Raw genomic sequence first — 21,759 nt, forward strand, 5'->3', positions numbered from 1 at the left:
GCGATATCCGAAGTGGTCGGTCGTGTCGCGCATTCCATCGAAGGACGCTACGTTTCGTCCGGATGGTCCGGTTGGTGCGCGTCTGGATTCGCTGTGCGCGCCATGCCTCGGGGCTGGCCGGTTCGGATATTGGGTATTTCGTGACACCACCATCAGATGTTAGTGTTCCGGCAAGCGTGACCCGTATCACTGCTTGCGGCGGCGCGGAACGAAACTTTCAGGCGAGCCGATCGCACCGTGACGTTCTTGGAGGAGCTCAATGTCCACAACAGCGGGACGGATCCTGCCGGAGGTCACCGCGGAGTCGCGGGACTTCTGGACCGGGGGATTCGACAACGAATTGCGCATCTATCGATGCCGTTCATGTAGTGGGTGGATCCATCCGCCGGTCGGGGCCTGCTGGCGGTGCCGGAGTCGGGACGTCGGTCCCGACGTCGTCTCGGGCCGGGCAACAGTTGCGGCCTTCACCGTGAACCATCACCCTTGGTTCCCCGCATTTCCGCCACCGTATGTCATTGCGGCAGTCGAACTCGAAGAGCAGCCGGATGTGCGTTTGACCACGTGCCTCGTCGACGTCGAGGTCGACGACGTCGAGGTCGGCATGCAGGTCGAGGTCGTATTCGAGAAGCATGACGACGTAGCTCTTCCCTACTTCAGGCCGGTGACCGCATGACCTTCGTTGACGACCGTGCTGTGATCACTGGTGTAGGACAGTCTCAGATCGGCCGACGGATCGGCCGTACGGGGATCGATCTCGCCCTCGAAGCTGCTGAGCGTGCGGTTGCTCATGCAGGCCTGTCGTTCGACGACATCGACGGCGTCGCAAGTTATCCCGGACCCGTGCACGCGGAAGGCGGGTTCGTCGGCGCCACCACCCACGACGTTCGCGACGCCTTCGGGTTGAAGACCCGTTGGCACGTCAGCGGTGTGGAAACCTCCGGCCAGGCCGGAACTCTCCTGGACGCGGCCGCAGCCGTTGCCACCGGCCGCGCAACCCATGTGCTGTGCTTCCGCTCGGTATGGGAAGCGACCGCGCAGGCCTCGGGCCGCGCCGCCGCCCTGACCTCCAAGTCGACTCGTGCCGGAGGCCACGCGGAGTTCCGTCTGCCGTTCGGCGCGGCATCGCCGGCGAACTGGATCGGTATGTATGCCCAGCGCTACATGCACGATTACGGCTTGACGCGTGAGCAGGTCGGTAAGCTCGTCATCAATGCCCGACGGAACGCGGGTCTCAATCCCGATGCGATCTACCGGGATGCGATGACAATGGACGACTACCTCGGCGCACGTCTCGTGTCGTGGCCGCTCGGACTGTACGACTGTGACGTGCCGTGTGACGGCGCGACCGCGATCGTTGTGTCGCGGAAGGAAGCGGCCACCGGCTTGGCGAACACTCCGCTTCACATCGAGGCCGCGGGATCGGCGCTATATCAACGGCACACGTGGGATCAGCGGCAAGATCTGACCACTATGGCCGCGCATGATGTCGCCACCGAGATGTGGTCCACCACGTCGCTCACCCCGAAAGACGTAGACTTCGCGACGCTCTACGACGGATTCAGCTACCTGTGCACTCAATGGATCGAGGCACTCGGGTTCTGCGAACACGGCAAGGTCGGGCAGTTCCTGGACAACGACGACTATTACCGCCTGGAAGGCGAACTGCCGATCAACCCGCACGGTGGTCAGCTTTCCGCCGGACGTCTCCACGGGTACGGATTCCTTCACGAAGCCTGTGTACAGCTATGGGGTGAAGCCGGCGATCGCCAGATTCCCAAAGACGTCGAGATTGCCGCAGTCGGCATCGGTGGGGGCCCGGAAGCCGGATGCATACTGCTTCGCCGCGAGGCGTGACGAAGACGAAGACAATTTTCGCGCCCCGGCGCATCGCTCTACTCAGGAGACCGGAAATGTCGATATCCGAACCAATCCCCGCAGGTGCGATACCACCGCCGCCGGTTGCGGTGAAGGAACCGCGCGGCAAGCGTTTCCGAGGGGGCCGCAAGTGGCGTGCGCTTCGTACGAATCGGGCTGCGATGGTGTCGCTGGCCTTCCTGGTTCTACTGGTCCTCGTAGCGGTCTTCGGTTCACTACTGATGACGCACGACCCCAACGCGCAGGCTCTGGGAGATCGGTTGCAGGGCCCTACCGGAGAACACTGGCTCGGCACCGACGGCTACGGGCGGGACGTATACAGCCGCCTGATCGATGCAACGCAGGTCGTGGTCCTGGCTATTGTGCAGGCGATGGCGCTCGCTGCCGTTGTCGGCATTCCGCTGGGTTTGCTGGCAGGGTTGGTCGGTGGGCCGGTCGATGCGGTTCTCAGCCGCATTGCGGAGGCCCTGCTCGCACTGCCTCCGTTGATCCTGGCGTTAGCGGTCGTCGGTGTGCTCGGGCCCGGCTTGACCAACGCGATGATCGCGGTCGGTATGCTCCTCGCACCCCGACTGTTCCGAATCTCTCGATCCGAAGCGCAAGCGGTGAGCGGAGAGTCCTATATCGAGGCATGCCGAAGCGTGGGGTGCTCGAACTTCCGGCTCCTCTGGCGACATGTACTGCCGAATGCCAGTTCCGCGCTGATGATTCAGGTAACCTTCGGCGCCGGTATCATCATCATCGTCGAAGCGAGCCTGAGCTTCCTAGGACTGGGCGTCGAGTCTCCGCAGGCCAGCTGGGGTTCCATGCTGCAGGACGCATTCCAGAACGTCAGCGTCTCGCCGAGCTTCATGATCGTGCCCACAATGGCGATCGTACTGACCGTCCTCGCGTTGTCGACCTTCGGCGACGGCATGCGAGACGCCTTCGAAGGACGTGGAGCCAATGGCTGATCAGACGAAAGATACAGGCAACACCGCCCTGCTCGATGCGGCAGAAGGCGCCGCGGGGAACATCGGACTCGGGGACACTGTCCTCGAGGTACGAGATCTTTGCGTCGACTTCAACACTCCCCATGGCTGGTCCAGGGTTGTCGACAATGTGAATTTGACGCTCAATCGCGGGGAAACCTTGGGCCTCGTCGGAGAGTCGGGCTCAGGAAAGACCGTTACCTCGCTCGCGGTGATGGGGCTGCTCACCGGTCCTCGGGTGAAGGTCACGGGTTCCGTCAAGCTCGCGGGTCAGGAGTTGGTCGGTCTGCCCGCACGAGAAATGAACCGACTGCGCGGCAAGTCGATCGGAATGATCTTCCAGGAACCTCGTCGGTGCCTCAACCCCGCCTTCACGGTGGGCGACCAGATCGCCGAGGTCGTGCGGAGACATCGTACCGATTCCTCCCGTAAGGAGGCGTGGGCACGTGCGGTCGAAATGCTGGACTTGGTGGGAATCCGGCAACCGGACAAGCGCGCAGACGATTATCCTCACCAGTTCAGCGGCGGTATGTGCCAGCGTGTCATGCTCGCGATGGCATTGGCATGTGAGCCCGTAGTCCTGATCGCGGACGAACCGACCACTGCGCTCGACGTCACTGTGCAGGCACAGGTTCTCGCGCTCCTCACTGAGCTCCAGGACCGGATGGGACTCGGCGTCCTGTTCATCACCCACGATCTGGGAGTGGTCGCCGAGACCTGCGATCGTGTCGCGGTGCTCTACGGCGGCCAGGTGATGGAGATGACCGACGCGGAAGGGCTCTTCTACGATCCACAGCACCCGTATACCGAGGGACTTCTAGCGTCTACGCCCGATGCGCAGATTCGTGCAGAACGACTGCATGCAATTCCAGGAACCGTGCCTGCACCGTGGGATTGGCCAAGCGGGTGCCGCTTCCATCCGCGTTGCAGCTACGCACAGGATGGCAGGTGTGATCAGGGCCAGGTTGCACTCGGCGGTCCCGGTGATCACTTGGTGCGGTGTGTTCGCGCCGACGAGCTGAGTCTGGAAGGAATCGTGGAATGAATCCGATCCTCGAAGTCGAGGGGCTGATGAAGTCCTTCGTCAAGAAACGCAACATCTTCGGCTTGCCAGCGGAGCGGACGCATGCCGTCAAGGATATGTCGTTCACCTTGGAGAAGGGCCGCACCCGAGCCATTGTCGGTGAATCCGGCGCGGGCAAGTCCACCGTCGGACGCATGGTGTTGCGACTCGCTGTCCCCGACGAAGGATCGATACGCCTGTTCGGTGACAACATACTGGAAATTTCTGCAGCACAAGCGCGGAAGCTCCGCCGTCGCGCAACCATGATCTTCCAGGACCCGTTCAACTCGCTCGATCCACGCATGTTGATCGGTGAGTCGGTTGCTGAGCCGCTGGTCCTGCACACCTCTCTCAACCGTGGTGAACGTGAGCAGAAAGTGGCAGAGTTGCTCGAACGCGTAGGTCTGCGTCAGGACCAGATCGAGAAGTATCCGCACGAGTTCTCCGGCGGCCAATTGCAACGAATCGCGATCGCGCGTGCGCTCGCAACCGAGCCCGAGCTCATTGTGTGCGACGAACCGGTCGCGGCCCTTGATGTATCCATCCAGGCCCAGGTTCTGAACCTCCTGCAGGATCTTCAGTCGGAGCGCGAGATCAGCTATCTGTTCATCTCCCACGACCTCGCTCTGGTAAAGATGTTCGCTCACGACGTGACGGTGATGCGCCGTGGTGAGATTGTCGAATCAGGGCCTACTGAGCAGATTTTCGACGACCCCCGAGAGACATATACCAAGGAACTGTTGTCCGCGATGCCCGTCATGAATCCCCGTCGGCGAGCGACTCGCAAGGCGGTCGCCACGCCGAGTGCCTGAGCCGACTGATCTACCTATGAGGCGTGGTGTGTCGGGCGCAAAACGAGCACTATCGAATCGAAACGAATGAAAGTGTCAACGGTGCACATCGTTGGTCTTGGTACGTCGGCAAAACCGGCGCCTGACATACCTTCCCAATCCCGAGGAGTCCGGTCGTGTTGAAACTCGTCGTCAGTCGAATCTTTGCAGCGATTCCGCTGCTCCTGCTTGTCGCATTTCTGTCATTCGTTCTACTCGAATTCGCGAACCGCGGGACCGACCCTGCCGCGCGTATCGCCGGCGAGGGTGCGAGCCCGGAGCAGATCGCAATGGTCCGGGAGAACCTGAATCTCGATTCGCCCATGATCGTCCGTTACGTGGATTGGGTCTTGGATGCGGTGACCGGCGATCTCGGAACTTCGCTCTACAGTGGACAGGCCGTAACAGACGCTCTGATGGAACGGATCTGGCCGACGGCATCCCTGGCGCTGTGGGCGATCGTGTTGACGATTGTCATCGGTATTCCGTTGGGGGTGTGGGCGGCGGTACGTCAGGGTTCGTTGGTGGACCGCTTCGTCACGACCCTGGCTTCCCTGTTGATGTCCGTGCCACCCTTCGTGCTGGGGTTGGTCCTGGTGATCACGTTCGCGATCACCCGAGCATGGTTGCCCGCTACCGGATACGTGTCCTTGGCCGAAGGTGGATTCATTGAGTGGTCGCGTCATCTGATCCTCCCCGGACTTGCGTTGGCGGCGGTCTCGGCCGCTGAAATGGCCCGTCAGACCCGGGGATCGATCGTCGATACGCTGTCCAAGGACTATGTTCGGACGGCCCGAGCCAAGGGCTTGGGCGAACAGTCGGTGTTGTGGAAACACACCATGAAGAATTCTGCGGTGTCCATCGTGACCGTTCTCGGGCTGCAGATGGGGCGCATACTCGGTGGCGCCGTGACAGTCGAATTTGTCTTTGCGATCTCGGGACTGGGGATGCTTGGCTACACCGCTGTGATCCAGCGAGACCTGCCGATGGTGCAGGGTGTGGTGATTGTGAGCGCGATTGTCGTGCTCGTCTGTAACTTGCTCGTCGATATGTCCTACGGATACTTGAATCCTAAGATTCGCACCTAGTTCGGATCCGGGTCGCCGAGATCTTATCAGGTCCGTGCATTTCCGTATTCGACTCTTGACCGGGCACGGAGCAACGCTGTACCCGAGTTATTAATTGCGTTATTGATTCTGCGTAGTCTTTTCGCACCACCATCGTTGGGATGTGCGCGCGATCGGGTTGTCCGGTCGCTCGGGGACTCGTACCCTTGCCGCGCAATCGAAGTCCGACGCCCTGTTCATCGAAAGAGAGACCTGTGGACATGAGAATCCGAAATGGATTGTCTGCTAGGGCGAAAGCGCTTGTCGGCGCAGTCGCTTTGGCCGTGACAGTTACCGCCTGCGGTGGAAGTGGAGAGACCACTTCGACAGCATCGGCCGGCGACCTTGATCGCAATGCGACCCTGCGGATGGCATGGACGCTGGCTCCGGGCAACCTGGATCCACACCAATCCGGGAACTACCAAGTTGATTTCAACTATCTGTCTCCTGTGTACGACCGCTTGACCGTTGTGGTCGCGGGTCCCTCGGTGGAGCCGATGCTGGCAGAGTCGTGGGAGTACTCGGCGGATGGTACTTCCGTCGACTTCACTCTGCGCACCGATGCGACCTTCCATGATGGCACTCCGGTGAATGCTGCTGCGGTGGTCAAGAGCCTGAGCAGAGCCCGTGATCCGCAGCAGGCCAAATCGGCCAACACCCTGGCGATGGTGACTGACGTTCAAGAAATCGATGATCGAACTGTTCGGGTGGTGGCCAATCGCCCCGCAGTCGATCTGCCCGCAGTCCTGTCCAGTACCACGGCCGCGATCATCAATCCTGTCGCATTGGACAATGAGGTCGATCTTTCGGTCGAGATGGCGGGTTCGGGTCCGTATGTCCCGGAACAGATCCGGCGCGGCGACCGTATCGTCTACAAACGCTACGACGGATACTGGGATCCGGAAGCGCAGAAAGCCGCAACGCTGGAGATTATCGGCATCGGTGACGACAACGCGCGTCTGAATGCGTTCCGGAGTGGTCAGATCGATGTGATGCTCGCCAAGGCGGGCCAGACCGACGACCTGCAACCGCTGATCTCGCAGTCCCAGTACGACATGTACGCGTACCCGGTCTCGCAATTTTATGCGGTCCAGCTCGACATCGGTCAGCCGGAACTGCAGGATCCGAAGGTTCGACGGGCGCTGAACTTTGCGATCGACCGCGAGGGCATCAACGCCGGACTGTTGAACGGCCAATGCGCTCCGGTCTACCAGCCGATTCCGGAAGGCGTGGACGGTCACAACGGGTCGTTGGGCGAGGCATACGCCTACGATCCGACGGAGGCTCGTCGACTGCTCGAGGAGGCAGGCGCAGACGACATCACCCTCCGGTTGATCACGGTGGCGGGTCTGTCGCCGCAGCAGGAGATGGCCACGGCTATCCAGGCACAGCTCGCGGAGGTTGGGGCGAAGGTTGAGATCGTGCCCCTGCCGACCGCCGACGCACAGCTTCGCATGGGCGAGGGCGGTTACGCGCTCCTCAACCCGCGGTTGGCGTATCCCACGCCGGCTCAGACTCTTCAGACGAACTACCTGACGGAACTGCGTTTCCCGACACCGCCGTCGCAGGAGTTCCAGGATGCCGTCGTCAAGTCGTTCGATCCGAATATCAGCGATGCCGAGCGGACCGAGCTGTATTCCACGGCCTCCACCATCGCCTCCGAAGACGCCTACGATCTGTTCGTGTGTGGTGTCCCGACTCAGGTGGCCTTCACGAATAAGGTCGTCGGAGTGGAGGAGGGCGGGCAGGCCGACTTCGTCGGCATCGTCGATCCCCGTTATATGGGAATCGCTTCCTGACCGAGAATTGACGGGGACCCGGATGCGTACGGGCGCGGCCGGGTCCCAGCTTCTGTCTAGAGATCTCGATCATCGGATGGGTGCATCGGTGATCTGCGGGTTGTCGAGTCGCGAGACTGGGAGCGCGGCAAGCACCCGGTCGGAATGGCTTGTCGTGAGTAATTACATTACTAGTCTTGCGTCATGTGATTGTGATCACTAATGTTGTTGCAGCGCGGTCGATCGGGTCCTTCAGCAGAGCTGGGACTCTGCATCCTGGGATAGCGCTTCTCGACACCACCCAGTTCGCCGAGAGAGAGACGTGTGGAATGAGAATCCGGAATGGATTGTCTGTCAGAGTAATAGCCTTAGCCAGCGCGTTGACTGTGGCTGTGGTCGCTACCGCGTGCGGGGGCAGTGGCGCGGCCGGTTCGGACGCCTCGACCGGCGCGATCGACCGCAACGCAACTCTGCGGATGGCATGGACGGTGGCACCTGCGAATCTGGACCCCCATCAGTCAAGCAATTACCAGGTCGATTTCAACTATCTGGCGCCCGTGTACGACCGATTGACGGTGATTGTCTCAGGCCCCGAAGTTGCGCCGATGTTGGCCGAGTCGTGGGAGTACTCGGAGGACGGGACTTCTGTCGACTTCACTCTGCGCACCGATGCGACTTTCCACGATGGCACTCGGGTGAATGCTGCTGCGGTGGTCAAGAGCCTGAACAGGGCCCGTGATCCGCAGCAGGCCAGGTCCGCGCCGTCCTTGGTGATGGTGACCGACGTTCAAGAAATCGATGATCGAACTGTTCGGGTGGTAGCCAATCGCCCCGCAGTCGATCTGCCCGCAGTCCTGTCCAGCACCACGGCCGCGATCATCAATCCTGTCGCATTGGACAATGAGGTCGATCTTTCGGTCGAGATGGCGGGTTCGGGTCCGTATGTCCCGGAACAGATCCGGCGTGGCGACCGTATCGTCTACAAGCGCTACGACGGATACTGGGATCCGGAAGCGCAGAAAGCCGCAACGCTGGAGATCATGGGACTAACAGACGACAACGCGCGCCTGAATGCGTTCCGGAGTGGTCAGGTCGATGTGATGCTCGCCAAGGCGGGCCAGACCGACGACCTGCAACCGCTGCTCTCGCAGCCCCAGTACGACATGCACACCTACCCGGTCGCCCAGTTCTACGCGGTCCAGATCGACATCGGCCAGCCAGAACTGCAGGATCCGAAAGTTCGAAGGGCGCTGAACTTTGCCATCGACCGTGAAGGCATCAACTCGGCCCTGTTACAGAACCAGTGCCAGCCCGTCTATCAGCCGATTCCGGAAGGCGTCGACGGTCACAGCGAATCTCTTCAGGACGCATACACTTTCGATCCGGAGGAGACGCGCCGGCTGCTCGAAGAGGCTGGCGCGAAGGATATAACCCTCCGGTTGATCACGGTGTCGGGTCTGTCGCCGCAGGCGGAAATGGCCACCGCGATCCAGGCACAGCTCGCGGAGGTCGGTGTGAAGGTCGAGATCATTCCGCTGCCGAATGAGGAGGCACAGATTCGTATGGGTGAGGGCGGCTACGCGCTGATCAATCCACGGCTGGCCTACCCGACCCCGGCTCAGACTCTGCAGACGAACTATCTGACGAAAGTTCGTTTCCCGACACCACCTTCGCAAGAGTTCCAGGATACGGTTGACAAGGCGTTCGATCCGAACATCGGTGACGCAGAGCGGACCGAACTGTATACCATGGCATCCACGATTGCTTCCGAGGAAGCCTACGATCTGTTCGTGTGCGGTATCCCGACTCAGGTAGCTTTCACGGACAAGGTCGTCGGAGCGGACGAAGGTGCCCAGGCAGACTTTGTCGGCATCGTCGACACCCGGTACATGGGTATCACTTCCTGACCGACAGGCGAGGGTTGTCCGCCGGCGCACGCGTGGACGGACTACCGCGTAGTCGAAATCGGTTCCCGACTCGGAGGTTCAGGCTTATGCCGCTGTTCGCTCGCAAGACCGGATTCGGCACCGGAGCACCCGGTGTTTCGGTCCTCACTGCACTGATCGCTGCAATACTTTTGCTGGCTGCATGCGGTACATCTGCCCAGGATATTGGTTCGCGGGAGGTGAACCGAGAGGGAACTCTTCGGGTGGCGGGGAACGTCGTGCCGAATAATCTGGATCCGCACCAATCAGGCAACTACACAGTCGACTACCCATTTCTTTCGCCGGTCTACGACCGCCTCACTCAGGTGATTTCCGGTCCGGAGATCGTGCCGATGCTGGCGGAGGAATGGACTTTCGCGGAGGACGGCCGGTCGGTGGACTTCCGGCTCAGAGACGATGCCGTCTTTCACTCGGGTAACCCCGTCGATGCAGATGCAGTTGTCGGGAGCCTCGAGCGCGCGCGTGATCCACAACAGTCGAGGGTTGCCGGTCGCTTCGACATGGTGGAATCCGTACAGGTAGTCGACGACCGTACCGTGCGCATCACAACGAGTCGTCCAGCGTTGGACTTGTTGTCGGTTCTCGCGACCACGGAGTCGGCAATTGTCGATGTGGACGCGATGGCGAGCGGACTGGACATCTCGAAGGAGAGCGCGGGGTCGGGACCATACGAGTTCGACCAGGTGCGGCCAGGTGACCGGATCACCTATGTGCGCCACGAAGGGTACTGGGACTCGGAGGCGCAGAAGCCCGTCAGATTGGAATTGATAGGCCTACCCGACGACAACTCCCGTCTGAATGCGTTCCGATCGGGCCAGGTCGACGCGATCAAGGTCGATCCGGATCAGTACGACGAGTTGCAGTCGGTGGTTACGCAACCGGGCTTCGAATTACACGAGTACCCGATCGTCCAGTCGTATGTGCTGTATCTCGACATCGGTATCCCGGGTCTCGAAGACAAGAGGGTGCGTCAGGCGTTGAACTATGCGATCGATCGTGAGTCCATCAACAATGCCCTGCTGAACGACAGGTGCCCACCGCTCACCCAACCGCTCCCGGTGGGTCTCGACGGCCACGACGCCGGCGCGGCGAACCTGTATCCGTACGATCCGGAGCGCGCCCGGCAACTGCTCGAGGAATCGGGGGCGCCCGACAACCTGCCGATCCGCATCATCTACGTGGCCGGTGCCTCGCCGCAACAGGAGATGGCGACGGCTGTGCAGGCTCAGTTGCGTGACGTCGGAGTGGACGTGCAGCTGGCTCCGATCCCGGCCGTGGACGCGCAGGCAACTTTCCGAACCGGTGGCTACGGACTGCTGAACATCTTTCTGTCGGCGCCGACTCCCGGCCAGACTCTGCTGACGAACTATTTGGCGGACTTCCGATTCCCGACCCCGCCATCGCAGGATTTCGCCGACACGGTGGTGCGGTCGTTGGATCCGTCGTTGTCGGATGACGAGCGTACCGCGCTCTACGAGACCGCTTCGGGAACGGCTGCGGAAGAGGCGTACAGCGTCTTTCTGTGCGGTTCACCGACGATGGTCGCCTACACGTCAGACACAGTCGGGATGGACTCACTCGGCCACGCCGATTTCACGAGTATCTTCGACGTCCGGTACGCCGGCGTGACGTCGTGAGCAGTGGTCGGGAGACCCGTATGCGCGTGATCCCGGTCGACGATCACCTGAGCGAACCGCCCGACGTGTGGACGAATCGCCTGCATAGCAGCTGACCGTCCACCCTGATGGGACAGTGCCCGCCCCCCTCCGGGCGGGCACTGTGCGTTCGGTGTCGTTACGCGGGCAGGGCCTGCATCATTCCACCGTCCAGCTCATAGGTGCTTCCGGTGATGAACGAAGCCTCGTCCGACAGCAGGAATGTCACGAGATCGGCGACTTCTCGGGGCGTACCCATCCGTCCCATGGGGATGAGCGAGGCCCACTGTGCCTGTAATTCGGTGGGGTACGACAGGATCTTGGGTGTTGCGATCGTTGCAGGCGCGACGGAGTTTATCCGTATTCCTTCGCTCGCGTAGTCGATTGCAGCAGTACGCGTCAGTCCGATGACTCCGTGCTTCGATGCGGAATAGCCGGCCATCCGGGTTGCCGATTTCAGGCCGGAGCAGGAACTGACGTTGACGATTGCGCCTGTTCCGTGTTCGACAAAGTGCCCGAGTTCTGCGCGCATGCAGAGAAAAGTACCTCGCAGGGTGACATTCGCCGCTGTATCGAAATCCGCGGGGTCAATCTCGTGCAGCCGTGCCTGCGGGTGCGAGAATCCGGCGTTGTTGACGGCGAGATGCAGCCCGCCGAACGAGTCGATCGCGACGCGGATCATGTTTGCGACATCGGATTCCTCGGATACGTCTGTGTGGCAGAAGACCGCCCGGCCTCCTGCTCCCGTGATCTCGTCCGCTACTCGATTGCCGCCCGGTTCGGAGACGTCCGCGATCACCACCGCTGCTCCCTGGGCGGCGAGCGTCTGTGCACAGGCCTCGCCGATGCCGCTTCCCGCGCCCGTGACGATCGCTACGTTGCCTTCGAATCGCATCATTTCTCCTCGGCGGTCTGCTACGTATATGTAGCTCACATCGACACTTTGCCCGGATCGCGGCAGTCGGTGACCGAGCTACCTTCGGCGCGCCCCAGCTTCAATGCAGGGTCGCTGATGCCACTGTCCGCGAACGGCGGGATGGGAGGGCGGGGGAGGTCCTCGCTGACAGCACCTTTCTTCTCCAGAAGCTTGTGCCAGCCTTCGAGGTCGCCGCCGAAGAACTTGCCGGTGCCCATGATGACGCAGTAGAGAACAGCGCCCTCGGCACCTGCCTCCCATGGCCCGAACATGTCGCCCCAGTCCAGCATCATGTGGGTGCCGGTGCCGTAGCGATTTCCGTCGCCGTCGATCAGTTCGCCCTTCAAGACGAAGATCGTATGATCACCATGATGCCCATGGTACGGCGCGAGCGCTCCGGGTTCCCAAACGTTGTAGAACACCAAGTATCTGGGTGTGTACTCGATCCACTTCTCCCAGATCGATGCAGTGTGGCCGTCGTCGAAACGGAGTCGCATGGCTTCGAACCACGGCACGTCGTCGAGATGTTTGATCAAAGGTCCGCCGCGCATGATTGTCCTCCTGGATGTGGTGTGCTGACTCGCTATCGGTTCCTCGTGAACCTCGGCTGATACCGAGACGCTGTGCACGGATTCGTGATGCTTACCATGATCGATCTCGTGGGGTCAACGAAAATGATTGCAGGAGAGTGCTGTTTAGGAATCTCCCTCGGCTCGGTGCGGTTCCGACGAGATGACCTCGATGACGGTTTTCCCGACCGACTGCCGGCTTGCCACCGCGGCCATCGCCGCGGCGGTGTCGTCCAACGGGTATCGAGCATGGATGTGGGGCCGGATCCGGCCTGCGCTCCAGAGTTCGGTGAACTCGGCGCGGTCCCGGGCAGCGCTTACGGGATCGTGCTGGGCGAAAGTTCTGATTTCGAGGCCTTTGATCACCGCACCTTTGAGGAGCACGAGATTCAGTGGAATGGAGGGAATCTCGCCGCTCGCATATCCGAGCGTGACGTACGTGCCTCCCCAGGCGAGCTCGCGGAGTGCGGGTTCTGCACACGGGCCGCCAACCGGGTCGACCACCACCTGGAGCGCTCCCGGGCCCACGGCCGCGCGGATGCCTTCCCTCACATCACCTCCGGCGTAGTCCACAACATACCGAGCTCCGCGGGCACGGGCGGCGTCCAACTTCTCGATGGTAGATGCGGCCGCGATTACGGTGGCACCGAGGGCAACCGCAAGTTCGACTGCGGCAAGACCGATGCCCCCGCCCGCTCCGAGAACGAGGACCAGGTCGCCGGATCGGACCTGAGCGATCGACCGTAAGGCATGGTATGCGGTGAGGTGGCAGACCCATGTGGCCGCCGCTTCGGCGGAGGTTACCCCGGCTGGGACCGGAATTGCGGAGGATTCCGGTACAACGACGTATTCCGCAAAGGCACCCGGTGCGAGTGCGGCGACTCGGTCACCCGGGAAGAATCCGGTTACGTCGGCACCGACGGCGGCGGCGACCCCTGCGCACTCGTGCCCGGGTACGAATGGCAACGGTGTCGTCGTCTGATACCGCCCGGCGATCATGAGGGTGTCGGGAAAGTTGACGGCCGCGGCCTCGACCGACACGAGCAGTTCGTGTGCGGCCGGCGACGGTCTCGCGACTGTGTCGATCGTGACGGCATCGGGGCTGCCGAGCTCGTGGATCCGTGCGGCACGCATCATCGGGCTCATTCGCGTACTCACTATCTGCCTCCTTGGTTCCGGTGCGTACCTGTCCGTGCGCTCCGACCTGCGCATTCGGCATCCAAAACTCGCTAGTAATTGTGTTTCGTCATTTGAGTAATTAGATTACTCGATATGACCCAGGACACGCACACCACTTCAGGGGGCGCGCTGGCGCCCACTTCCCTCGACGTCGAGGCACTCAGCCGCTGGATGGACCGGGAAGGTCTGCCTGGGCACGGGGAGCTCGCACAGGCCCGCACGCTGTCCGGCGGATCGCAGAACGAACTGTTCGAGGTCGTCCGCGGCGGCGAAAAGATGGCACTGCGTCGACCCCCCGGCTACGCAGTCGAGGGTCGCGCCAAGGTACTCATGCGCGAAGCTCGGCTTCTGAAGGCACTGGCGGGCACCGATGTTCCCCATGCCGCACTCCGCGGGGCGACCGCCGATACTTCGGTGATCGGCACCCCGTTCTACATGATGGATCTCGTCGATGGGTGGAGCCCCATGGGCGGCGGCTGGGCCCCGCCCTTCGACACCGATCTCGAAGCAAAGGGCCAGCTCGGCCTCGAACTGGTCGACGGCGCTGCCCGTATGGCTCGGGTCGACTGGAAGGCACAGGGCCTCGAAGACTTCGGCAAGCCCGAGGGCTTCCTCGATCGCCAGGTCGATCGTTGGCTGTCACACCTGTCGGGATTCAAGTTCCGCGAAATTCCCGGCCTCGAAGAGACCGCCGCATGGCTGCGCAAAAACCAGCCGACCAGCTTCCGCCCCGGAATCATGCACGGCGATTACCAGTTCGCCAACGTGATGTTCCGCCACGGGAAGCCCGCAAAGCTGGCAGCGATCATCGACTGGGAGATGGCCACGATCGGCGACCCGCTGCTCGACCTCGGCTGGGTTCTCGTCTCCTGGGGGCCCGAGGGCGACGCGATGAAGCACGCCCGCTACCTCAACTACGAGGGCATGCCCTCCCGTGACACGATGCTCGAGCACTACGCCACCGTCAGCGGTCTCGATGTCTCCGATGTGGACTACTACGTGATCCTGGCGCGGTTCAAGCTCGCGCTCGTCCTCGAAGCGAGCGTGGCTCGCCACGCAAAGGGTGAAGCCGACGACCGGGTCGCCCGATTCGGCCCCATCGTGCTCGAACTCATGGAGTTTGCGGCGTCGCTGTCCCGGCAGGTCACCCTGCGCTGACCGTCCATCCATACATTCAACCTCTAGGAGCCGTCATGGCGTGGGATTTCGACACCGACCCCGAGTTTCAGCAGAAGCTGGACTGGGTTGCTCAATTCGTTCGTGACGAGGTCGAGCCGCTCGACCTCGTCTGGCCGTACGACAACTACAAACCGCTCGACGACGAGCACCGCAGGATCGTCGACCCGCTCAAGCAGCGCGTACGCGAGCAGGGACTGTGGGCCTGTCACCTCGAACCGGCGCTGGGCGGTCAGGGATACGGGCAGCTGAAGCTTGCGCTGCTGAACGAAATTCTGGGTCGCTCCACATGGGCACCGACAATCTTCGGAACACAGGCACCCGACACGGGCAACGCCGAGATCATCGCGCATTTCGGTACGGAAGAGCAGAAGGCGCAGTATCTTCAACCGCTGCTCGACGGTGAGATCTTCTCCTGCTACTCGATGACAGAGCCCCAGGGTGGCGCGGACGTGGCCGGCTTCCAGACCACCGCGGTCCGTGACGGCGACGAATGGGTCATCAACGGACGGAAGTTCTTCTCGTCGAACGCCCGCTACGCCACTTTCTGCATCGTGATGGCCTACACCGACAAGGAAGCCGGCCCGCACAAGGGTATGTCGATGTTCCTCGTACCCACCGATACACCGGGTCTGACCATCGAGCGGAACTTCGCGCTGATCCACGAACCGGAAGAAGAGGGGTCGGAGGCGCTCATCGACTATGCCGACGTGCGCGTGCCGTCCACCGCGTTGCTCGGTGACGAGGGTCGTGCCTTCGAGGTCGCACAGGTGCGCCTCGGAGGCGGACGTGTGCACCACGCCATGCGCACCGTCGGCCTGGCCCAGCGAGCTCTCGACATGATGTGCGAACGCGCGCTGAGCCGCACGACTCGCGGCAAACCGCTGGCCGATCGCGAAACCGTGCAGACCTACATCGCGGAGTCCTACGCCCAGCTGAAGCAGTTCCGCCTGTTCGTCCTGCAGACAGCCTGGCTGATCGACAAGACCAAGGACTACTCGCAGTGCCGCACCGACATCAGTGCGATCAAGTTCCTGACACCGAAGGTGTTGCACGACATCGTCCAACGGTCGATTCAGGTTCACGGAGCACTCGGCGTCACCCGCGCTACACCGCTGCACAAGATGTGGGTTACCGCGCCGGCTATGGGACTCGTCGATGGTCCGACTGAAGTGCACCTGCGACAGGTGGCCCGTGGTGTGCTCAAGGGACAACAGGGTACGGACGGCGCGTGGCCCACCGAGTTCCTGCCCGACAAGGTAGAGGCCGCGAAACGCAAGCTCGGATTGGTGTGACGTCGATCCGAATCAGCATCGTCCCGGCGGACGACGCCGCCCCAAAGGTTGAACCACAGTGGAAGAATGAGACTGGAGGAGGCCCAATGCCGAGGATCGAACCGATTCCGTTCGACGAGCTCGATCCGGATCTGCGCAGTCGATATGCTTCCGGTCTCGAAGCGGGCCGCTACACGACGGATGTTCCGCTGCGGATCTACGCTTATGCAAAGACATACGCGGTGGCGAGCGATGAGCGCTACCGGCTGACCTTCCGGCAGGGGCTACTCGATGTGCGCTTGGAGGAACTCCTGCGTATCCGAAGCGCACAGATCAACGGGTGCGGAGCGTGCTCGGCGTCCCGCAAGAATGCGTCGATCTCCGATGAAGACGTTACCTGTATGGCCGGGCCGCTGGAGTCTGCGGGATACTCCGAACGGGAGAGACGCGCTCTGAAGTTCTTGGATGCGTTCAACCGCGATCATCATGCGATCGGTGATCACGACCTGCTCGAGTTGGCCGAAGTGTTCACAACAGCTGAAATCGTCGAACTGGGACAGATGTGCGCCACCTTCATCGGTACGCATCGGTGGACACATATTCTCGACGTGTTGGACGATTCGGAACCTGTACTGAAATTCGACCCGTCCGAGATCGATCGCCCAATTACTCACCGTGTGCGGCAGCAGTATTCGGAGCATTGACGATTGCTGCGCGTTCCGCCTAATCTGACGGCAGTGTCGTACATGGTAATCCGTGTGAAGCGTTTTGGGACAGAAGGATACGTATGAGCACAGGAATCGTGCTGGTGCACGGTGGACAACACACCGGCCGTTGCTGGTCGCGGACAGTGGATGAAATGAAGATGCTGCAGCCGGATCTACCTGTGCTGGCGGTCGACCTGCCGGGCCGTGCGACCAACCCTGCGGATCTCGCCGAAGTGGGCATTGCCGAATGCGTCGCGTCTGTTCTCGAGGACATTCACGAAGCGGAGTTCGACGACGTTGTCTTGGTTGCCCATTCGATGGGCGGTGTCACAATTCCCGGTGTAGCGGCCGAACTCGGATCCGAACGGGTGCGCAGCATGGTCTTCATTGCCGCCGCCGTTCCACCGAACCGATGGTCGATCCTCGAGAACCTTCAGGGCAGCTTGCAGGGCCAGGTAGGGGAGCGGGTGACGTCCAGGGTGACCGAACCCTTTCCCCGCGAAATGGCAACAGAACTATTCTGCAACGGGATGACCGACGAGCAAACCGAATTCACGCTGTCGGAGTTGTGTGCGGAAAGCTCACGGCTCGCTACGGAACGCGTCGACAGAAGCGCGATGCCGCAGGGAGTCCCTCGGGTGTGGGTGCTCACCGGACACGATCGTGCGATGCCGCCGGCACAACAACGCCGGCACATCGACAATCTCGGTGGTGTCTCCGAAGTCGTGGAGATCGAAAGCTGCCACGACGTGATGATCAGTGAACCTGCCGCGCTGGCCCGGGTAGTGCTCGAGTGCGTCGAGCACTACCCGGCGCCGTCCGGTAAACGGGATTCCCAGACCTGACCCGGATTTACGACTCCGACTAGATCCACAGCGGTGTGCCTCCGCTTACCTTGAAGGTCTCGCCGGTGACGAACGATGACTCGTCCGAGCACAGGTAGAGCATCATGGCGACGATGTCCTCGGTCCGGCCGAGACGATGCACGAGCTGCCGGTCTTCGACGATGGAGTCGACAAATGGCTGAGGGAGATCGGCCAGAGCGCTGTCCGTCCCGATCAGGCCAGGGGCGATAGCATTGCATCGGATACCCGCGGAGGCGAAGTCGTGGGCCAGCGCGATCGTGAGGGCACGAACTGTCAGCTTGGACACGCCGTACGCGGTAATCGGGTTGTATGCTGCCATCGACGAAATATTGACGACCGTGCCGCCCCCCCTCGACCGCATGGCTTCGAGGCATGCGATCGAGGTGTTGACGATGCCGAACACGTTGACGTCGAACAGAGCTCGCACGTCCTCGCGGCTCATTGTCGAGAAGGGCCGGCTGTAGCGGGTCAGGTGCAGACCGGCGTTGTTGATGAGAATGTCGATCCCACCGAACGCTTCCGTTGCTCGTGCCACGGCACGCGCAACGGTTTTCTCGTCGGCCACATCGCAATGGACCGCCAGTGCTTCGAAGCCGGCTTCTTTCAGTTCCTCGGCTGTCTTCTCGGCGCGGGTTCCATCGATGTCTGCGACCACCACCGCCGCGCCTTCGGCCGCGAGCGATCGGCAGAATGCTGCGCCGAAGCCCTGTGCGCCGCCGGTGACGAAGGCGACCTTGGCGTCGAATCTTCTCATCGGAAGTCCGTCCTTCCGTCGATGTGTACGGTCTGCCGGATCGTGAAGTGCGGGGCGATTACGCCGGATCCAGGAAACGGGGCACCGTGTAGTCGTGTTCGAGATTGGGGCGGGGAGAGAACTTGCCGGAGAACGGCACCTGCCCCCGGCCGAACACCTGGAACCGACGGCGCGTGAACCGCCACCCTTCGTCCAACCGGACGAGGGTGTCCTCGTACACACCGAAGTTGCAGTTGAGCTTGTCTCCGTCGTCGACTGCCAGCCATTCAGACACGGACCAACTTGCCACGGCGGTGTCGCCCGCGACCTCGACGATGCCGTTCGTGCACGTGAGAATCATGAATTTCAGCGGGGCCAGCGTACTGTCGAGGATCGACCCGATCCTGTCTCGTCCGACGACATCCGGCGCGTTGTATGCGGAGAGGATTCCGTTCTCGGAATAACATGCCGCGGCTGCAGATCCGTCGCCCCGCATGACGGCGTGGCTGTAGGCGTCGGTCAGCTTGCGGATGGCAAGTTCGTCGAGAAGTGACCTGTCGCGGTCGGTCACGGGATGCCGCCGTCCGAGCGGACGATGGCGCCGGTGGTGTAACTCGATGCGGCGCTTGCGAGAAACAGTGCTGCGCCGACAATTTCGTGTGGATTTCCGATGCGCTTGAGGTGCAGGCGCTCGGACATCCGGTTGGTGTGGTCCATGTCCCATGCCGCGGCGATATCGGTGAGGTACTGCCCCGGCATGAGGGTGTTGACCCGGACTTCGGGCCCCAGGAGCTGGGCGAAGCCCTCGGTCATCGCATTGAGGCCGTTCTTTGCGGCGGCGTAAGGGATGATCGACCCCATCGGTCGCAGCGAACCAGTGCTGCTGACGTTGATGACCGAGCCGGAACCTTGCGCTTTCATTCGCGTTCCGACCAGCTGGGTGAGCCGGAACGGGCCTTTGAGGTTCAGATTCAGGACGCTGTCGTACATCTTCTCGGTCACGTCGGTGACGTCGTCGTAGACCGGTGACATGCCGGCATTGTTGACGAGGATGTCGATGCGCCCGAACCGCTCGTATGCGGCGTCGACCAGGCCTTCGATCTCATCCCATCGGCCCATGTGACATCCGTAGGCCAGGGCGTTGCGGCCGGTGGTCTGTTCGATCTCGGCGGCCACGGCTTCGCAGTTCTCGAGTTTGCGGCTGGCGACGACGACGTCGGCGCCGGCCCGCGCGAAGGCGAGTGCCATTTCCTTGCCCATCCCGCGACTGCCACCGGTGATGAGTGCGACCTTGCCGGTGAGGCTGAACAGATCGAAGGGCGACTGCGGATCCGACGCCATGTGTTGGGCGTCGTCCTTCATACTGGGAGTCATAAATATCCTCGGATCAGAATCGGATTACCCACTGTGAAGAAAGATACATCAGAATTACAGTCATCGGCAGTCTCCCGTAGAGTCGCGCAGGCGGCCGAGCGTCGGACGGCACGGCAACGGAAGTCCGCGGAGGACGAGATCCAGCGAATCCTTGCGGTAACACTCGAACTCATCGAGAAGTCCGCACCCGCAATCCCTTCCGTCTCGGAGATCGTGGCGGCAGCGGGTATTTCGAATCAGACGTTGTACCGCTCGTTCCCGAGTAAAGATGATCTCCTGCTCGCAGTGCTGGAGCAGGGAACGCTGCGGGTCACGAATTACCTGCGCGAACGCATGTCGCGGGCGAAGGACCCCCGCGAACAGATTCTCGTGTGGACGCGTGGCGTGCTGCGCCAGGTCACCGCCACCGAAGCCGCGCAGACGAGCCGGGCGGTGCTCGAACCCCTCAAGAAGTCCGGCGATTCGGGCTCGGGCAATACGCCGGACGAGCTGCTCTACCCCCTCCGCGAGCTGCTCTCGGAACCCTTGGCGAAACTGGGGGCCGATCCCAGGCTCGACGGTGACTGCATCGCAGATCTCGTTCTGGGCGCCATGCGCCGTCACCTGTGGAACGGGACGGCCCCGACCCGTTCGGAAGTCGAGTGGACGGGTCGGTTCGTGCTCGGCGGGCTCGACGCCCGCGCCGAGAGCAAGTCCGACCGGGCCTGAAGCAACAGTCCGGCAATGACAATCCGAAGGGAATGCAAATGGCACGAGGAATCGGTGACCTGGCAGGCGCCGTCTGTGTCGTGACGGGAGGTGCGTCGGGAATCGGACTTGCCGTGGCTCGTGCGCTGCGTGACCGCGGGACGACCGTCGTCATCTCCGACGTCGAGCAGTCGGCGCTCTTGGATGCGGCAGCCGACCTTGGTGTCCTGGGCATCCGGGCTGATGTGAGCCGGTGTGAGGATGTCGAACGACTGGCCGAGGAGACTCTCACTCGGCACGGCCGGATCGACGTGATAATCAACAACGCCGGGGTCGCCCGAGTGGCCCCGTTCGAGGAGTTGACCGACGAGGATTTTCATTGGCTGGTGGACGTCAATCTGTGGGGCGTGGTGAACGGCGTACGGACGTTCCTGCCGATCATCGAGCGCACGTCACGTGCAGGATTCGTCGTCAACACTGCGTCGATGGCCGGACTCCGCGCCGCGCCTCGTCTGACTGCGTACGCGGCGACGAAGTTCGCGGTGGTGGGTTTGACCGAGGCGCTCGACGAGGAACTCGCAGCCCGCGGATCTCACGTCGGGGTGGGGGTTGTCGTTCCGGGGCAAGTCCGGTCGCGTATCGGCGCCAGTGAACGAAACCGGCCCGGCGGACCGGGCGGTCCGATCGCGCAGCAGGCCGGATCGCAGTCGCTTCTCGAGGCGGAGGTGGTGGGTGAAACGGTAGCCGACGCCATCGAGCGCGGTGATTTGTACATCGTGACCCACCCGGAGCGCCTCGGGTCGGTCAGGCAGCGGCATCGCAGGATCGAAGCAGCCTTCGAGGCCGCGGACAGCGTCATGGGCAGGGCCCGCCCGATAAGTGACTAAGCGTCAGATAACTTCTCGTCTCGACCGCGAAGTGCTCATAGCTTCTTGCCCGGTAAGCACTGAAGAGGAGGTTAAGTCACTGGAGGGTTGACGCTTGTGATGACGATCACTAGAATACGACGTGTCAGATACGCGGTGGGATTCGTTCCGGATCTGCCCATCCTTTT

At 62.0% G+C, this 21,759-nt stretch carries 21 protein-coding genes; 15 read left to right on the forward strand and 6 right to left on the reverse strand.

Features of this window, described 5'->3' with window-relative positions; genetic code table 11:
• Window positions 1-259 precede the first annotated feature (259 nt).
• The 9 genes from EV641_RS12645 to EV641_RS12685 all read left to right on the forward strand — a co-directional run bounded on the left by EV641_RS12645 (window position 260) and on the right by EV641_RS12685 (window position 11,206).
• Window positions 260-673, forward strand: a complete 414-nt coding sequence (locus EV641_RS12645) for an OB-fold domain-containing protein (RefSeq protein ID WP_132472072.1) — start codon at window positions 260-262, stop codon at window positions 671-673.
• The gene (locus tag EV641_RS12650; protein ID WP_132472073.1) at window positions 670-1,854 is read left to right on the forward strand and encodes a thiolase family protein; all 1,185 of its coding nucleotides are present in this window, start codon (window positions 670-672) and stop codon (window positions 1,852-1,854) included. The genes EV641_RS12645 and EV641_RS12650 overlap by 4 nt, the downstream gene beginning before the upstream one ends.
• Before the next feature lie 56 nt (window positions 1,855-1,910).
• Complete coding sequence (locus EV641_RS12655; RefSeq protein WP_241997152.1) at window positions 1,911-2,828, forward strand: ABC transporter permease; 918 nt, start codon at window positions 1,911-1,913, stop codon at window positions 2,826-2,828.
• Window positions 2,821-3,891: an ABC transporter ATP-binding protein gene (locus EV641_RS12660; protein WP_132472074.1), complete on the forward strand. Its 1,071-nt coding sequence runs from the start codon at window positions 2,821-2,823 to the stop codon at window positions 3,889-3,891. The genes EV641_RS12655 and EV641_RS12660 overlap by 8 nt, the downstream gene beginning before the upstream one ends.
• Window positions 3,888-4,721: an ATP-binding cassette domain-containing protein gene (locus EV641_RS12665; RefSeq protein ID WP_132472075.1), complete on the forward strand. Its 834-nt coding sequence runs from the start codon at window positions 3,888-3,890 to the stop codon at window positions 4,719-4,721. Before EV641_RS12660 ends, EV641_RS12665 begins: the two co-directional genes overlap by 4 nt.
• A 155-nt stretch (window positions 4,722-4,876) precedes the next feature.
• On the forward strand, window positions 4,877-5,827 hold the full coding sequence (locus tag EV641_RS12670) for an ABC transporter permease (RefSeq protein ID WP_132472076.1): 951 nt from the start codon (window positions 4,877-4,879) through the stop codon (window positions 5,825-5,827).
• A 302-nt stretch (window positions 5,828-6,129) separates the two neighbouring features.
• Window positions 6,130-7,644: an ABC transporter substrate-binding protein gene (locus tag EV641_RS12675; RefSeq protein ID WP_241997154.1), complete on the forward strand. Its 1,515-nt coding sequence runs from the start codon at window positions 6,130-6,132 to the stop codon at window positions 7,642-7,644.
• Between the two features lie 455 nt (window positions 7,645-8,099).
• Window positions 8,100-9,530: an ABC transporter substrate-binding protein gene (locus EV641_RS12680; protein WP_241997155.1), complete on the forward strand. Its 1,431-nt coding sequence runs from the start codon at window positions 8,100-8,102 to the stop codon at window positions 9,528-9,530.
• A 257-nt stretch (window positions 9,531-9,787) separates the two neighbouring features.
• Complete coding sequence (locus tag EV641_RS12685) at window positions 9,788-11,206, forward strand: ABC transporter substrate-binding protein (protein WP_241997156.1); 1,419 nt, start codon at window positions 9,788-9,790, stop codon at window positions 11,204-11,206.
• 157 nt (window positions 11,207-11,363) lie between these two features.
• On the opposite strand, the gene EV641_RS12690 is transcribed toward EV641_RS12685, so the two are convergent.
• From EV641_RS12690 to EV641_RS12700, 3 genes are all read right to left on the reverse strand, one after another.
• The gene (locus EV641_RS12690) at window positions 11,364-12,122 is read right to left on the reverse strand and encodes an SDR family NAD(P)-dependent oxidoreductase (RefSeq protein WP_241997158.1); all 759 of its coding nucleotides are present in this window, start codon (window positions 12,120-12,122) and stop codon (window positions 11,364-11,366) included.
• 32 nt (window positions 12,123-12,154) lie between these two features.
• Window positions 12,155-12,691: a hypothetical protein gene (locus tag EV641_RS12695; protein ID WP_199233232.1), complete on the reverse strand. Its 537-nt coding sequence runs from the start codon at window positions 12,689-12,691 to the stop codon at window positions 12,155-12,157.
• A gap of 144 nt (window positions 12,692-12,835) precedes the next feature.
• Entirely contained in the window at window positions 12,836-13,843 is a 1,008-nt protein-coding gene (locus EV641_RS12700) for an NADPH:quinone oxidoreductase family protein (protein ID WP_132472177.1), read from the reverse strand.
• A 216-nt stretch (window positions 13,844-14,059) separates the two neighbouring features.
• Between EV641_RS12700 and EV641_RS12705 the strand changes: the two genes are divergently transcribed.
• The 4 genes from EV641_RS12705 (at window position 14,060) to EV641_RS12720 (ending at window position 17,890) form a co-directional block, all read left to right on the forward strand.
• A complete protein-coding gene (locus EV641_RS12705) occupies window positions 14,060-15,046 on the forward strand; it encodes a phosphotransferase family protein (RefSeq protein WP_241997172.1) in 987 nt (328 codons plus the stop codon).
• A 35-nt stretch (window positions 15,047-15,081) separates the two neighbouring features.
• Window positions 15,082-16,359, forward strand: a complete 1,278-nt coding sequence (locus tag EV641_RS12710; RefSeq protein WP_132472080.1) for an acyl-CoA dehydrogenase family protein — start codon at window positions 15,082-15,084, stop codon at window positions 16,357-16,359.
• Window positions 16,356-17,042, forward strand: coding sequence for a carboxymuconolactone decarboxylase family protein (locus tag EV641_RS12715; RefSeq protein ID WP_132472081.1), 687 nt, complete (start codon window positions 16,356-16,358; stop codon window positions 17,040-17,042). Before EV641_RS12710 ends, EV641_RS12715 begins: the two co-directional genes overlap by 4 nt.
• 83 nt (window positions 17,043-17,125) lie before the next feature.
• Window positions 17,126-17,890 carry an alpha/beta hydrolase gene (locus EV641_RS12720; protein ID WP_132472082.1) on the forward strand — a complete coding sequence of 255 codons (765 nt, stop codon included), beginning with the start codon at window positions 17,126-17,128 and terminating at the stop codon, window positions 17,888-17,890.
• Between the two features lie 19 nt (window positions 17,891-17,909).
• Here the strand turns inward: EV641_RS12720 and EV641_RS12725 are convergent, their stop codons facing one another.
• Genes EV641_RS12725 through EV641_RS12735 form a run of 3 tightly spaced genes read right to left on the reverse strand, consistent with a single transcriptional unit; the run spans window position 17,910 to window position 19,985 of the window.
• Window positions 17,910-18,665 (reverse strand): SDR family oxidoreductase, encoded by a 756-nt coding sequence (locus EV641_RS12725; RefSeq protein ID WP_132472083.1) that lies wholly within the window; start codon window positions 18,663-18,665, stop codon window positions 17,910-17,912.
• Window positions 18,666-18,723: 58 nt separating this feature from the next.
• The gene (locus EV641_RS12730) at window positions 18,724-19,215 is read right to left on the reverse strand and encodes a nuclear transport factor 2 family protein (RefSeq protein ID WP_158289162.1); all 492 of its coding nucleotides are present in this window, start codon (window positions 19,213-19,215) and stop codon (window positions 18,724-18,726) included.
• Complete coding sequence (locus tag EV641_RS12735; protein WP_132472178.1) at window positions 19,212-19,985, reverse strand: glucose 1-dehydrogenase; 774 nt, start codon at window positions 19,983-19,985, stop codon at window positions 19,212-19,214. The genes EV641_RS12730 and EV641_RS12735 overlap by 4 nt, the downstream gene beginning before the upstream one ends.
• Before the next feature lie 66 nt (window positions 19,986-20,051).
• Between EV641_RS12735 and EV641_RS12740 the strand changes: the two genes are divergently transcribed.
• Window positions 20,052-20,726: a TetR/AcrR family transcriptional regulator gene (locus tag EV641_RS12740; protein WP_132472085.1), complete on the forward strand. Its 675-nt coding sequence runs from the start codon at window positions 20,052-20,054 to the stop codon at window positions 20,724-20,726.
• A 38-nt stretch (window positions 20,727-20,764) separates the two neighbouring features.
• Window positions 20,765-21,592 carry an SDR family NAD(P)-dependent oxidoreductase gene (locus EV641_RS12745; RefSeq protein WP_132472086.1) on the forward strand — a complete coding sequence of 276 codons (828 nt, stop codon included), beginning with the start codon at window positions 20,765-20,767 and terminating at the stop codon, window positions 21,590-21,592.
• The last annotated feature ends 167 nt before the right edge of the window (window positions 21,593-21,759 follow it).

Source organism: Rhodococcus sp. SMB37, assembly GCF_004345605.1.
In the GTDB taxonomy this organism is placed as follows: Bacteria; Actinomycetota; Actinomycetes; order Mycobacteriales; family Mycobacteriaceae; genus Rhodococcus.